This window comes from Corynebacterium sp. ACRPS, assembly GCF_022346005.1.
Lineage (GTDB): Bacteria > Actinomycetota > Actinomycetes > Mycobacteriales > Mycobacteriaceae > Corynebacterium.
In genome coordinates this window covers 40,929-53,462 of the sequence record NZ_JAKRMY010000011.1, presented here as the reverse complement: position 1 = coordinate 53,462, position 12,534 = coordinate 40,929, and the positions used below count along the sequence as shown (strand labels likewise).

Here is a 12,534-nt window from a genome sequence, read left to right as displayed (position 1 = left end):
CCATGCCCGATTCACGTGAAACACTCCTTCCCGCGTACTTCGGGGAATTCGGCGGTCAATACGTTCCGGAATCCCTCATCCCCGCATTGGATCAATTGGAGCAGGCGTTTGTTGATGCCCAAAATGATCCCAGGTTCCGCGAAGAGCTCGCCGGATTGCTGCGCGACTACCTGGGTCGTCCAACCCCCGTTACCGAGGTAAAAAAGCTCGGCGGGAAGGCGCGGATCTTCCTAAAGCGCGAAGACCTCGTCCACGGCGGGGCACACAAGACCAACCAAGTGCTCGGACAGGCCCTCCTGGCAAAGCGTATGGGCAAAAAGCGAATCATTTCCGAGACCGGCGCGGGCCAGCACGGCACGGCAACGGCATTAGCGTGTGCGCTGCTCGATCTCGAATGCGTGGTCTACATGGGCGCCAAGGATGTCCAGCGCCAGCAACCGAACGTCTTCCGCATGGAACTCATGGGCGCGAAGGTCATCCCCGTTGATACCGGATCCGGAACCCTGAAGGATGCCGTCAACGAGGCCCTGCGCGATTGGACCGCTACCTTCCATGAATCGCATTACCTGCTCGGCACCGCGGCGGGGCCGCACCCATTTCCCACCATCGTGCGCGAATTCCACCGCGTCATTTCTACCGAAGCCAAGGCGCAGCTGATCGAGAAGACGGGCGGCCTTCCCGATCTCGTCGTCGCCTGCGTGGGCGGCGGCTCCAACGCCATCGGCATGTTCGCGGACTTCATTGACGAGGACGCGGTGGAATTGGTCGGCGCCGAACCAGGCGGTGCGGGCCTCGACTCCGGCGAACACGGAGCCACCATCAACAACGGCACCGTGGGCATCCTCCACGGCGCGCGCAGTTACCTCATGCGCAATTCTGACGGTCAGGTTGAAGAATCCTATTCCATCTCTGCGGGTTTGGACTACCCCGGCGTGGGCCCACAGCACGCGCACCTTCACGCAACCGGCCGAGCAAAATACGTGGGAATCACGGACGCCGAGGCCCTAGAGGCATTCCAACTCTTGTCCAAGAAGGAAGGCATCATTCCCGCCCTCGAATCCTCCCACGCGCTGGCCTATGCCCTCAAACGCAAAAACGAGGACATCACCATCTTGGTCTCACTATCTGGCCGCGGCGATAAGGACATCGACCATGTCCGCCACACGCTGGAATCCCACCCCGAACTGCAACTCAAGGAGAACTAATCATGGGCAGCCGTTATGATAAGCTTTTTGCCGCGTTGCGTGAGAAGAATGAGGGCGCGTTTGTCCCTTTCATCATGCTGGGCGATCCGACCCCTGAGGCCAGCCTGGAGATCATCCGGACCGCAGTCGCCGCCGGGGCCGACGCCTTGGAGCTCGGCGTCCCCTTCTCTGACCCAGTGGCGGATGGTCCCACCATCCAGGCTTCGCATATCCGCGCCCTCGATGGGGGAGCAACTCTTGATAGTGCTTTGGATCAGGTGCGGACGATTCGTTCCGAGTTCCCTGATTTGCCCATCGGCATGTTGATCTATGGGAACGTTGCCTTCGCCCGCGGAGTGGAGCAATTCTATGCGGAGTTCGCGGACGCTGGCGCCGATAGCATTTTGCTTCCCGATGTCCCCGTACGCGAAGGCGCCCCATTCATCGCCGCGGCAAAAGAAGCCGGTATCGACCCCATCTTCATCGCCCCCGCGCGCGCCGCGGAGCGCACGCTCGCCGGCGTTGCCGAGCATTCACAGGGATATATTTACGCCATCTCCCGTGATGGCGTCACGGGAACCGAGAAGGAATCCGAGACCACCGGCCTCGACGAGGTCGTCGCCAGCATTCAGCGCTTTGATGGTCCACCGGTGCTGCTCGGTTTCGGTATCTCCTCACCGCAGCACGTCGCCGATGCCATCGCCGCAAACGCCGCGGGCGCCATTACTGGGTCCGCGATCACCAAGATCATCGACCGCCATGTTTCACGTGAAACCGGTGCCGCTGGGACGATCGAGGATGCCGATGCCTTGCACGCTGAGCTGACCGACTTCATCTCCGCGATGAAGGAAGCGACCAAGCGTTAGAGCCTTCCGGACGGTAGCGCCAAAAAGCCCCCTGGCTTCCTCCCACATTTGTTGGGTGGGGAAGCCAGGGGGCGCAAATGTTTCACGGGAAACTAGGCCGCAGTCTCCGCCTCTTCTTCATTGAGAGTATCGACCTTATCGCGGGCGAACTTATCGACGACCATCGCAATGGCACCATCGCCGGTCACGTTCGCTGCGGTGCCGACGGAGTCAATCGCTATATAAGCGGCGATCATCAGCGCCACCATTCCGTCATCGAAGCCCATCATATCCGCCAAAAGGCCAACGGCCACCATAACGGCACCACCCGGCACGCCTGGTGCGGCGATCATCATGATTCCCAGCAGGAAGATAAAGCCAAGGCCGGTGCCAGTGCTGATATCCATATTCGCCATAAAGACGATGGCGAAGGCATAAAGCGTCAGCTTCATCATGGACCCGGACAGGTGAATTGTCGCGCACAGCGGGATCACAAAGCTCGCGACCGGCTTCGAAATGCCGTTACGCAAGCTGGATTCCAAAGACACCGGAATGGTCGCAGCAGAAGATGACGTACCCAATGCAGTGAAGTATGCCGGCAGCATATTCCGCAGGGCCTTAAAAGGATTCTTTCCTGCGATTGCACCGGCAACCACATACTGGAGCACGAGGTACACCAGCGTCATGACCACTGCCAGGATCAGTACCTTCGCAAAGGCAGAAAGGACGTCGCCAATATTGCCATTCATACCCAGGCCAAGGAACATGCCGAAAATGTAGAACGGCAAGATGGGAATAACGAATCCCCAAATGACCTTAACCACCACATTTTCCAGTTCCTTGGTGACGGTATAGAGCGTATCGGACTTCACCGACGTCATGGCGACACCAATGCAGAAGGAAAGCAATAGCGCCGTCATCACCTCAAACGGTGGTGCCATCTCCACCTCGAAATAAGGTGAGAGGGAGCCTTCGTCCACGTCCGATACGTTGGTCACTAGGGTTTGGCCCGCCAGCATCGAAGGATAGAGCCACTGTGCCAGGCCATAGGCAATCAATCCCGAGAGAATGGTGGAACCGTAGGCGATGCCCGCCGTAACCCCCAACCATTTTCCTGCGCCCTTGCCAAGACCGGCGATCGCCGGGGCGACAAGGGCGAAAATCAGCACAGGAATGAAGAAGTTGAGGAAGTTACCAAAGAGCCCGTTAAAGGTGGCAAAGGCTCGACCGAACCATTCGGGCGCAAAGAAGCTGACGACAATGCCAAGCACGATGGCGAGAACGATGCGGAAAAGGAGAGAGTCCGCTATTTTCTTGAGATTCATGCAATCACAATCAGGTTAGGTGTTCCCAGTCCGGGGACTCACTTGTGTGTGGTTCGACGGAAGGAGAGACAACGTGGTGCAGGTGCAAAATCGAGCGAATATCTATCGATCGATCCAAATTGAATATTACCCGAGCCGCCTTATATTTAAGACACAAGCCCCGTAGCTTAATTTCCAATATCGCGTTGCAGGATTAAACTATGGATATGGTCGCAGTGGGAATCATATTTTTAATCCTTGCCGTTTTCCTTATCGCGGTGGGCGCACTCGCCGCCACCAAGCGGTTGCCCGGCAATAAATACATCGGCTTGCGCTTACAAGAGATCCGAAAGTCACGTGAAGCGTGGGATAACGCCCACGCCGTTGCGGGCCCCTTCTGGGCCCTTGGCGGACTTTCGCTGCTTTTCGGCGGCGTCGTAGCCTTCCGCGCGGAAGGTTGGATGTGGCTTATTCCGGTCACCACTTTCGTAATCGCTATCCTCGCGCTTTCCGTCGGCTCGAACCTTGGCTCGCGCGCGGCGTTTCTTTATGAGCAAGCGCATGCCGATGACGATGGTTGTGGCGATAGCTGCAACTGCGGCTCCGGAGGCTGCGGTGGGGAGGAGGCCACAGACTCCGCCGCTCAACCCGAGGTTGATCTGGGTGCCCTCCGCCAGGCCGCTCGCCACTCTGATAATTAAATAACTATCTTTTGAGTTTCTTTCTCCCTCCCTTTCCTGTCCGGCAATCGCGCCACACAGGGACGGGTCAGGGAGAGTTTTTATGACACTGTGACGTTATTATTCCAACCACGGAATCCCACACTTTTCGTCACAACTAAATTAAGTTGGGGGTATTTAACGACTCGTACCTATGTTGGACTCCATCTATAGTTGCGCGTCTCAACCTACGGGGATTCCTGTGGGCATTCCTAGAACTCGCATAGAGGTTCCGCAGAGCTCGGCTCCGCCACTACACCTAACGCGGGGAAGGGTTGACAATGGGAGACATGAAGAAAACCACAGCCCTCGCCGCAATCGCCGTTTCCACCTTCAGCATCGGTACCTATGTCGCCGACTCCCACCGCGTCGAACCTGAATCGCACGCCGCAGGAGGGGACGGGCCACATCCCATCGTTAATGACATAGGTCTAGATTCCGGCACCTATGAACTCACACCCACCGAGGCTGGGCCGGTCGCAACCTGGAACGGCAATCTGTCCTAATTTCGTGTTTCACGTGAAACCTACACTGAGCCATTTCACTTTAGCTGCCCCGAAATATGATTAACCGTTGCCGAAATCATGTTCCGGCCGTGAACCATTCAGGATAGAGTAGAGGCTATGACTATCTGTTCGCGCCGCATGTTCTTGCTCGGATCCGCTACGACTTTCGCAGGTGCATACCTCGCGGCCTGCGGCTCAGAACCGTCCGCGGAAATCGCGGCAACGGACATTCCAGTAGGCTCCGGGATCATCGTCGACAGGGTTATCTTCACGCAGCCGAAAGAAGGGGAGTTTAAGGCCTACTCCCAAACCTGCCCGCACCAACAAAACCCCATTACAGAAATCGACGGTATGACTGCTACCTGCACGGCGCATCATACGTCCTATAACCTGAAAGATGGTTCGGTCATTGAAGGACCTGGCCGAGACCCACTCAAAGAATTTGGGGTAAGCCAAGAGGGTACAAAGGTCACTACAGCGTAAATCCCCGCGGACGCTTCACCCTCTACGCCCATCGTTTCACGTGAAACCATGAGACTCAATGGGAGTACGCAGAAGAAAATTATCCGCACTACCTTTCGTGGAACCAAGCGAGACGGTTTACACTTTGGGTCATGCTGCACAGACTTAAAAAGCCGGATCCGCTCATCGTCCTCATCCTTACGGCCGTCGCAATCGCGATCATTGCACCGGCCCGCGGCACCTTCGCTGACGTCTTTGGCAGCCTGACGAATGTGGCGATCGCGCTGTTGTTTTTTCTCTACGGCGCGCGGCTATCCACCCAAGAAGCTCTAAACGGGCTTAAGCACTGGCGGCTCCACATCACGATTCTTGCTTTCACGTTCGTGATTTATCCCCTCATCGGTCTGGCCCTGCGGCCCCTTACCGAGTTCATCACTGACGATATGTACATGGGGATCCTATTCCTTACGCTGGTCCCGTCCACCGTGCAGTCTTCCGTGGCTTTTACTTCCATTGCCAAGGGCAACGTATCTGGAGCAATTGTCTCCGCCTCAACCTCTAACTTGGCCGGCGTCTTCATCACGCCTGTCCTGGTCATGGTGCTCATGGGTACCGGTTCCGGCCTACATATCGATACCTCCGTCTTTGGGGAAATCTCCCTCTTGCTTCTCGCGCCATTCATATTGGGCCAATTAACCCGGCGCTGGATTGCGGACTTCGCTCAGAGCAAGGCCACAAAGGTGGTCGACCGCGGCTCCATTGCCATGGTGGTCTATTCCGCATTTTCTAAGGGCGTGGTCGATGGAATCTGGTCCTCCATCTCTATCTGGGAGATCGTGTTCCTCGTGGTTTTCGCCGCAGCCTTCGTCATTTTCATGTTGTGGCTGACGCGGTTTATCTCCGGGAAGCTAGGATTTTCTCGTGCCGATATCATCGCGATCCAGTTCTGTGGCTCTAAGAAGTCTTTGGCTACCGGCCTTCCCATGGCCTCGGTCATCTTTGCCTCAGGGTCGACATCGCTCGGGCTATTGATCCTCCCGCTCATGATTTACCACCAGGTGCAGCTGATGATCTGTTCTGTGTTGGCCTCCCGGTACGCACAGGAGGACGAGGAGCAACTACACTAAGTGCCCATGGCTAATTACCTTTATGTGCGCACCGAGCTTTCCGTCCCAGGAGTGGGCTCAGCGGTCCACCTCGCAGAATTAGAAGAACACGACGCCCAACGCTGCCGCATGCACCGCATGATCGCTTTGGATCCCGCGGATTCCGTGGTCGGGGTAGCGACCCCGGATAGTTCCACGGGAAACGTGGACACGCCGCAAGAAGTAGTTCCGCACCCCGATACCTACGATGAGTTCCCGGATATTAGCGCCCAGTACATGGACCAAGAACAATTTGAAGCGCTGTGGACGGAAGCCACCACAAAGTTTGGGCTTAGCTAGCCGCGGCCTACAGCACCAGGTTCACCAGGATCATGTAGAACGCGGTACCGCCGAATATGGATAATCCGGAATCGCGCTTCCACTTGTGTAGTCCGACGGTAACTAGCACGCCCAAGAGCACCGGCCACAGCCCGCCGGTGCCATCCGCCTGTCCGGCAACGGCATAGACCACCAAGATGGTCATGACGCCTACGGGCATCATCAAGCCCAGCAGCGAAAAGAACTCGCTATCCTTCATCCACTTCTTCGCGGAGAAGGGAAGCTCCCGCAATAAGACGGTCACGATGCCTACAGGGATGAGCACTGCAGCAATCGCCCCTAAACTGACTCCGTCCGGCATTTAGTTATCCTCCTTCACGGTCGTGGAGGGAAGGGGCTGCAGCCGCCAGGTAAGCGCGTTATCCGCGCGCGGTGACAGGTAGCGAATGATGAGCAACAAGAAATAGGCGCTCAGGGAGACCATCAGCAGCTGCCCCGGGGTGATGAAAGCGGCGAGGATGCCCAAGGCCGCGGCCGATAGCGGTAGGGACAGATCCTGATTGTTGCGGAAGGAGTCCATCGCCAAGACAACGAATAGGGCGACGAGGGCGAATTCCATTCCCTCGACGGAAGAGGGGATTACCTGGCCGGCGAGCGCGCCAACGATGCCGCCGCCTACCCACAGAATTTGGCAAAAGATTTGTATGCTCAAAATGCGGGTGCCGGTAGGCCGCTCCTCGCGCGGGAGCGCCGAGACGATGGCATACGTTTCATCCGTGAGGGCATAGGTGGAATAGGCCTTGCCCACGGGGGCATTAATCCGTTTGCGGGGGAATGTTAGCCCATAGAAGATATGGCGGAAATTCACCATAAACCCGGTAAGGAGCGAGGACAGCGCGGAAACACCGCCGGTAACCATGGAGATGGCGAGAAACTCCATAGAGCCGGCGTAGATAACGATGGAAAATATGGGCGTCCACCACCAGCTAAAGCCGGATTGCACCATCAGGAGGCCAAAAGCCAAGCCCAATGGAATTAGCCCGAGAGCCACCGCCCACGTGTCTTTAATGCCCTTGTGGATTTCCTCGCGCATACGGGTCAGTGTAACCGATCACATACCGGCCGCTAGGAATTAATTATCATCCACATTCACGGGATAGGTGGAATACAGCGGCAGGGGCATAGGCTGGCGTTTCATGACATCGGCCCACAAATCGGCCGGGCCTGGGGCCACCACGTCCTGCGCTAGGGCGGGCGCCACGAACCATTCGCCGGCCTCGATTTCTTCCTCCAGCTGCCCGGGACCCCACTCGGCGTAACCGGCAAACATTCGAATGCCGGTCACCAGCGGCTCGATATCTTCTGGGTTGGAGCGCAGATCCACGTGCGCTAGGCGCGGTGCGAGGCGGTTGAGCTGTTCTTCTTTATCTGGGTCCACGCCTTGCTTGGTCTGCGCCAGGCCCACGACGGATTGCTGGTTGAGCGGACCACCGATATACAGCGCCTGCGGTTTAGCAACGACGGGCATCCATTCTGGGAGCACATTAAAAATGGCCACCTCTGAGCGCTTGGTAAGGTCCACGCCAAAGGTCATCATGTCATTGTGCTCGACCAATAAGATGACGGAGCGGGCGAATTCCGGGGACAACATCCCTGGTGCGGACACGAGTAATTGCCCAGGGGCGGGATCGTTGCGCTCGAGGGCATTAAATAATCTATCGGCAAACATCACTGTTTAGACTCCCACCACTGGCGCAACTTCGCAATAGCTTCTTCCCGCTCGAGGGGGCCGTACTCCAGGCGCATTTCCTTCAAATAGGACCACGCCTGTCCCACTTCGGGGCCAGGGGAGAGGCCTAGGATCTCCATGATCTCGTTGCCATCGAGATCCGGACGCACCCGCGCGAGGTCTTCCTTACGGCCAATCTCCTCGATTCGCTCCTCCAATTGGTCATAGGTGCGCTGCAAACGCCGCGCCTTCTTGGCATTGCGGGTAGTGCAATCGGCGCGCACCAGCTTGTGCAGGCGGGGGAGGAGGTCACCGGCATCGTTGACGTAGCGCCGCACGGCAGAATCGGTCCATTGATTTTCCCCAAAACCGTGGAAACGCATGTGCAAGTAGACCAACTGGCCAATATCTTCCGTCGTGGCCTTGGGGTATTTCAGCTTCCGCAGGCGCTTGCGCGTCAACTTGGCGCCCACCACCTCGTGGTGGTGGAAAGAAACCTTGCCGTCGGTGTTATCGAAGGTATCGGGCTTGCCGATGTCATGCAGCAATGCGGCCCACCGCAATACCAAGTCGGGACCGTCCTCTTCTTGATCCATGGCTTGGCGCAGCACCTTCAGCGAGTGCGCGTAAACATCCTTGTGCTGGGCGTGCTCGTCCGTGGTCATGCGCAGGGCGGGGATCTCCGGGAAGATGTAATCCGCAATCCCGGTATTGACCAGCAGATCGATGCCATCCCACGGGGCTTTGCCGCACATGAGCTTATCCAGCTCCACTTGGACGCGCTCTACCGTGATGCGCTGAATCTCTGCCGCCATATCGCGCATGGCGGCTACCACGCGGTCTGCCACGTGAAACTCCAATTGGGACGCAAAGCGCGCAGCGCGCAGCATCCGCAGCGGATCATCGTGGAAGGAGATTTCCGGTTTATCCGGGGTATCGAGCACCTTATTGGCCACATCGTGGAGGCCGCCAAGGGGATCGTGGAACTCAAAGGTGGCATCGGCAAGCAGCTCAATGGCCATCGCGTTGACCTTGAAATCGCGCCGCACCAGATCGCCCTCCAGGCTATCGCCGTAGATGACCTCGGGGTTGCGGGACTGCCCATCATAGGAATCGGAGCGGAAGGTGGTGATTTCAATCTGCTGGCCCTTGTACACGGCGGACACAGTGCCATAGGCGATGCCGGTATCCCACACCGTTTCGGCCCACTCATCTAGGATTTCCTTGACCACCTCCGGGCGCGCTGGGGTGGTGAAGTCCAGATCATTGCCCAAGCGGCCGAGGAGGGCATCGCGCACCGAGCCGCCCACGAGGTAGAGGGCATGCCCGCGCGCGCTGAATTTGTCTACCAGCCCGCTCAATAAGCCACTGAGCGAGTTCACGGTAGACTCCGCGCGCGCAAGAACGCCGATTAACTGAGTGTCCTGAAAATTCACGGGTGAGAGTCTACTACGATTGGCAGGGATGACTAACCAAGAACAAGGCTCCGCGCAAGGCCCCTCCAAAGGAGGCGGCCGTAGCCGTAACCGGCGCCGGCGCCGGCGGCGGCCGGATAACCGCACGCGCCGCAACACCCAGCAGCGCAGGCAGCAACGCGGCGGCAATAATCACGGCGCCTCCACCGTCATGGAGACCCGCGATGAGACCTCTGCGGGCGGGCTCGTAATCTCTGGGCTGGCCGAGTGCGTCGACGGCAACGGTAAAGCGGACCTGTCCCGCGTCTACGTGGCTCTTATCGGGCGCCTAGACCGTCGCGGGCGTTTATTGTGGTCCATGCCCAAGGGGCACGTGGAAAATGGCGAGGCCAAGGAGGTCACCGCGGAGCGCGAGGTATGGGAAGAAACCGGTATTTCCGGCGAGGTTTTCGCTGACCTCGGCGTGATCGATTATTGGTTCGTTTCTGATGGCGTCCGCATCCACAAGACGGTGCACCACCACCTACTGCGCTTTGTGGACGGCATCATGAACGATGAGGATCCAGAGGTTACCGAGGTGTCCTGGATCCCCGTTTCTGAACTCATCGAGCACTTGGCGTACGCGGACGAACGCAAGCTCGCGCGCATCGCGCACGATCTCCTCCCCGATCTTGCACGAAAGGAAGCCGACGCAGGGAAAGCGACCCCACGCTAATGCACCAGCGCCTGAAATCACTCGCTGCGGCCGGCGGTTGCGCGGTACTTACCGGTTGGGGATTGTTCCTACCAAACGCGGCGGCCCAAATGGACTCTGTTCCGGACGAGCAGATGGATATCCAAGCCTGGTTGGGAGCGCGCGGGCCGGAGCGCGCCGATCTGGATCTTATCGATGCCCAGCCCTTTACCGTAGGCACTGACATGCGGCTGCGGTTCCGCGTGCATAACCCCACCGATCAGCCCTTGGAAGATCTGCAGGTAACTAGCCGCCGCGGCGATAGCGTTGCTGATGCGGCAGAAGCGCGGACGGAAATGGCCACCGGTAATTTTCCTTATTATGGCTCGGGCATGACCACCGCACCGCTGCAACCAGGTGAAACCCGGGAAATAAGCTTCACCGTGCCCAGTGGCTTAGATGCCGAGCGCACCTTGGCCATCAATGAACCGGGCGCTTATCCGCTGCTCTTTACCCTGACCGGCACTCTCGAGGGCGATGCGGTGAGCCTGGCGGAGGAGCGCTTTGTGGCCCAATTCTCTGACGAGGGCCCCACGGATGCCAAAGATACCGAGGCACCGGAAGAAACGGCACTAGAAGAAGGACACGACGAAGTCGAGGATTCCCAACCCCACGATCTCACGGTGGTCTATCCCATCAGCGCCAACCTAGACATCGTCCCCGGCGGGCTTGGGGGAGAAGAGCTCATCTTGTCCTCCGATGAGTTAGGGCACGAACTGCGCGAAGGCGGCCGCCTCGATAGGTTGGTTTCTACCTACGAGGATCATGACCTGCAGGGGGCGGGCTGTGTGGCCATCGACCCCGCGCTGCTCGATACCGTCAACCGCATGTCGCAAGGCTATACGGTCAATTCCACCCGCCCCGCCCAAGGCGATCGCCCCAAGCGCCTGCGCGATTCCTGGTCGCGGGGCAGTGACGATGACAAGGGGGAGCCAGGCGATGCGAAAAATGATGCCGAGCGGTGGCTGGAACGCCTGCGCGAGTTGGATTGCTTCATCGCCATGCCCTGGGCCAATGCGAATGCCTCTGCGGTAGCAAGGGCTAATAATCCCGCCCTTGTCTTTGAGGGTTTGCAGCGCGGCAACCAGACCATCGAACGCGTCCTGGGCAAGGCCCCGGCCAGCAATATCTTGGCGGTAGGTTCCGGCTATATTGACCAAAAATTGCCGGTGCCATCCCTTGTTGCGGATAACTCGAACTGGTCCGGCGAGGCCGCGACTTTCGATGCCTCCCTCGGCGCCCTGCTATCCCAAACCGGCTCCAAGCCGCAGACGGTTGGCTATTCCAACCCGGAGCTGCGCTATGACTACGCCAAAGATTCTGCTCTGTCCCGCGCCATCACGGGCGGGGCGGCCCTCAGCCTCGCGGGCGGGGAAGATACCGTGGCCAAGCTTCCCAACTACTTAGACCCTAGCGCGGCCGAGCATGCACTCGCCGCCGCGGAAGACTTGCTCGACTCCGGCCACTCCCGTCCCCGCGGGATCAGCGCGGTGGAATTGCAGCAGGGCGATCCGAACGCTCCCACCGGCAGCCCCTTTATCGATCCGGCGGTCTTTTCGGAGCCCGAATTGGCCCGCGTTGAGCAACAGGCGCGCTATACCGATGAGCTAATGAATATCGTGGTGGATGACCCTGATATCACCATGACGCGCTCTGAATTCGTGCTGCCACTGCGCCGCGATCTCCTCAATTCCTTATCGCTGAATAATCGCGATAGCTTGAGCACCCACGCCGCAGCGCGCCAGTCCTTTTCCCGCACCATGGAGATGCACTCCAATACGCTGCGGGATCTGCGCGATTCCGTCTCCCTCATCCCGCCGGGCAATGTTTATACCCGCGTATCTGAGTCATCGCCGCTGCTCATCGTGGCCGAAAATGGCCTGCCATTGCCGGTGGAGGCGAAGCTGCAATACGATGCCCCCGATGGCGCGCGGCTCAACACGCCCAAAAGCGTCCGTATTCCCGCTAAGGGCTCTATTACTGTATCCATGACCGCTGATATGCCGAAGGATGCGGATCGCACGGACATTGGGCTGTGGCTGGCCACTCCTAAAGATCAGACCATTTCGCAGCCCATCACTATCTCGGTGCAGACACGTGCCGGTATCGTAACCTTATACGCTGCCGGCATAGCCGGCGCTCTCGCGCTGGTTTTGGCTACGCTCTTTCGGCTTGGCCGTCACCGACGCAAAAATCACAAGGCTGAAAAGTAA

The 12,534-nt window shown here is 58.4% G+C and carries 13 protein-coding genes and 1 pseudogene; 9 read left to right on the top strand and 5 right to left on the bottom strand.

Annotation, left to right across the window (positions count from 1 at the left end; all coding sequences use genetic code 11):
* The first annotated feature begins 2 nt into the window (after nucleotides 1-2).
* Together trpB and trpA are read left to right on the top strand one after the other, a co-directional pair.
* Complete coding sequence (trpB, locus tag MHX65_RS07860) at nucleotides 3-1,205, top strand: tryptophan synthase subunit beta (RefSeq protein WP_239269583.1); 1,203 nt, start codon at nucleotides 3-5, stop codon at nucleotides 1,203-1,205.
* Between the two features lie 2 nt (nucleotides 1,206-1,207).
* The gene (trpA, locus tag MHX65_RS07855) at nucleotides 1,208-2,050 is read left to right on the top strand and encodes a tryptophan synthase subunit alpha (protein WP_239269582.1); all 843 of its coding nucleotides are present in this window, start codon (nucleotides 1,208-1,210) and stop codon (nucleotides 2,048-2,050) included.
* Between the two features lie 92 nt (nucleotides 2,051-2,142).
* Here the strand turns inward: trpA and MHX65_RS07850 are convergent, their stop codons facing one another.
* Entirely contained in the window at nucleotides 2,143-3,354 is a 1,212-nt protein-coding gene (locus MHX65_RS07850) for a dicarboxylate/amino acid:cation symporter (RefSeq protein WP_239269581.1), read from the bottom strand.
* A gap of 200 nt (nucleotides 3,355-3,554) precedes the next feature.
* Between MHX65_RS07850 and MHX65_RS07845 the strand changes: the two genes are divergently transcribed.
* From MHX65_RS07845 to MHX65_RS07825, 5 genes are all read left to right on the top strand, one after another.
* Complete coding sequence (locus tag MHX65_RS07845; protein ID WP_370657796.1) at nucleotides 3,555-4,034, top strand: SdpI family protein; 480 nt, start codon at nucleotides 3,555-3,557, stop codon at nucleotides 4,032-4,034.
* 308 nt (nucleotides 4,035-4,342) lie between these two features.
* Entirely contained in the window at nucleotides 4,343-4,558 is a 216-nt protein-coding gene (locus tag MHX65_RS07840; RefSeq protein ID WP_239269580.1) for a catechol 1,2-dioxygenase, read from the top strand.
* A 117-nt stretch (nucleotides 4,559-4,675) separates the two neighbouring features.
* Nucleotides 4,676-5,041 carry a Rieske (2Fe-2S) protein gene (locus MHX65_RS07835; RefSeq protein WP_239269579.1) on the top strand — a complete coding sequence of 122 codons (366 nt, stop codon included), beginning with the start codon at nucleotides 4,676-4,678 and terminating at the stop codon, nucleotides 5,039-5,041.
* Between the two features lie 131 nt (nucleotides 5,042-5,172).
* Nucleotides 5,173-6,147: a bile acid:sodium symporter family protein gene (locus MHX65_RS07830; protein WP_239269578.1), complete on the top strand. Its 975-nt coding sequence runs from the start codon at nucleotides 5,173-5,175 to the stop codon at nucleotides 6,145-6,147.
* Between the two features lie 6 nt (nucleotides 6,148-6,153).
* Complete coding sequence (locus tag MHX65_RS07825; protein ID WP_239269577.1) at nucleotides 6,154-6,465, top strand: hypothetical protein; 312 nt, start codon at nucleotides 6,154-6,156, stop codon at nucleotides 6,463-6,465.
* 7 nt (nucleotides 6,466-6,472) lie between these two features.
* On the opposite strand, the gene MHX65_RS07820 is transcribed toward MHX65_RS07825, so the two are convergent.
* Genes MHX65_RS07820 through MHX65_RS07805 form a run of 4 tightly spaced genes read right to left on the bottom strand, consistent with a single transcriptional unit; the run spans nucleotide 6,473 to nucleotide 9,609 of the window.
* Nucleotides 6,473-6,805, bottom strand: coding sequence for a branched-chain amino acid transporter permease (locus tag MHX65_RS07820; RefSeq protein ID WP_239269576.1), 333 nt, complete (start codon nucleotides 6,803-6,805; stop codon nucleotides 6,473-6,475).
* A complete protein-coding gene (locus MHX65_RS07815; protein ID WP_239269575.1) occupies nucleotides 6,806-7,537 on the bottom strand; it encodes an AzlC family ABC transporter permease in 732 nt (243 codons plus the stop codon).
* A 39-nt stretch (nucleotides 7,538-7,576) separates the two neighbouring features.
* The gene (locus MHX65_RS07810; RefSeq protein ID WP_239269626.1) at nucleotides 7,577-8,173 is read right to left on the bottom strand and encodes a YqgE/AlgH family protein; all 597 of its coding nucleotides are present in this window, start codon (nucleotides 8,171-8,173) and stop codon (nucleotides 7,577-7,579) included.
* Nucleotides 8,173-9,609 (bottom strand): CCA tRNA nucleotidyltransferase, encoded by a 1,437-nt coding sequence (locus MHX65_RS07805; RefSeq protein WP_023029759.1) that lies wholly within the window; start codon nucleotides 9,607-9,609, stop codon nucleotides 8,173-8,175. The genes MHX65_RS07810 and MHX65_RS07805 overlap by 1 nt, the downstream gene beginning before the upstream one ends.
* Nucleotides 9,610-9,802: 193 nt before the next feature.
* On the opposite strand from MHX65_RS07805, the pseudogene MHX65_RS07800 reads away from it, so the two are divergent.
* Both MHX65_RS07800 and MHX65_RS07795 read left to right on the top strand, forming a co-directional pair.
* A pseudogene (locus MHX65_RS07800) lies at nucleotides 9,803-10,303 on the top strand (NUDIX hydrolase); the annotation flags it as partial.
* The gene (locus MHX65_RS07795; protein WP_239269573.1) at nucleotides 10,303-12,534 is read left to right on the top strand and encodes a hypothetical protein; all 2,232 of its coding nucleotides are present in this window, start codon (nucleotides 10,303-10,305) and stop codon (nucleotides 12,532-12,534) included. The pseudogene MHX65_RS07800 and the gene MHX65_RS07795, both read left to right, overlap by 1 nt.

Coding starts and splice junctions, on each gene's coding strand:
- trpB (WP_239269583.1), top strand. CDS start 3: ATGCCCGATTCACGTGAAACACTCCTTCCCGCGTACTTCGGGGAATTC.
- trpA (WP_239269582.1), top strand. CDS start 1,208: ATGGGCAGCCGTTATGATAAGCTTTTTGCCGCGTTGCGTGAGAAGAAT.
- MHX65_RS07850 (WP_239269581.1), bottom strand. CDS start 3,354: ATGAATCTCAAGAAAATAGCGGACTCTCTCCTTTTCCGCATCGTTCTC.
- MHX65_RS07845 (WP_370657796.1), top strand. CDS start 3,555: ATGGATATGGTCGCAGTGGGAATCATATTTTTAATCCTTGCCGTTTTC.
- MHX65_RS07840 (WP_239269580.1), top strand. CDS start 4,343: ATGAAGAAAACCACAGCCCTCGCCGCAATCGCCGTTTCCACCTTCAGC.
- MHX65_RS07835 (WP_239269579.1), top strand. CDS start 4,676: ATGACTATCTGTTCGCGCCGCATGTTCTTGCTCGGATCCGCTACGACT.
- MHX65_RS07830 (WP_239269578.1), top strand. CDS start 5,173: ATGCTGCACAGACTTAAAAAGCCGGATCCGCTCATCGTCCTCATCCTT.
- MHX65_RS07825 (WP_239269577.1), top strand. CDS start 6,154: ATGGCTAATTACCTTTATGTGCGCACCGAGCTTTCCGTCCCAGGAGTG.
- MHX65_RS07820 (WP_239269576.1), bottom strand. CDS start 6,805: ATGCCGGACGGAGTCAGTTTAGGGGCGATTGCTGCAGTGCTCATCCCT.
- MHX65_RS07815 (WP_239269575.1), bottom strand. CDS start 7,537: ATGCGCGAGGAAATCCACAAGGGCATTAAAGACACGTGGGCGGTGGCT.
- MHX65_RS07810 (WP_239269626.1), bottom strand. CDS start 8,173: ATGTTTGCCGATAGATTATTTAATGCCCTCGAGCGCAACGATCCCGCC.
- MHX65_RS07795 (WP_239269573.1), top strand. CDS start 10,303: ATGCACCAGCGCCTGAAATCACTCGCTGCGGCCGGCGGTTGCGCGGTA.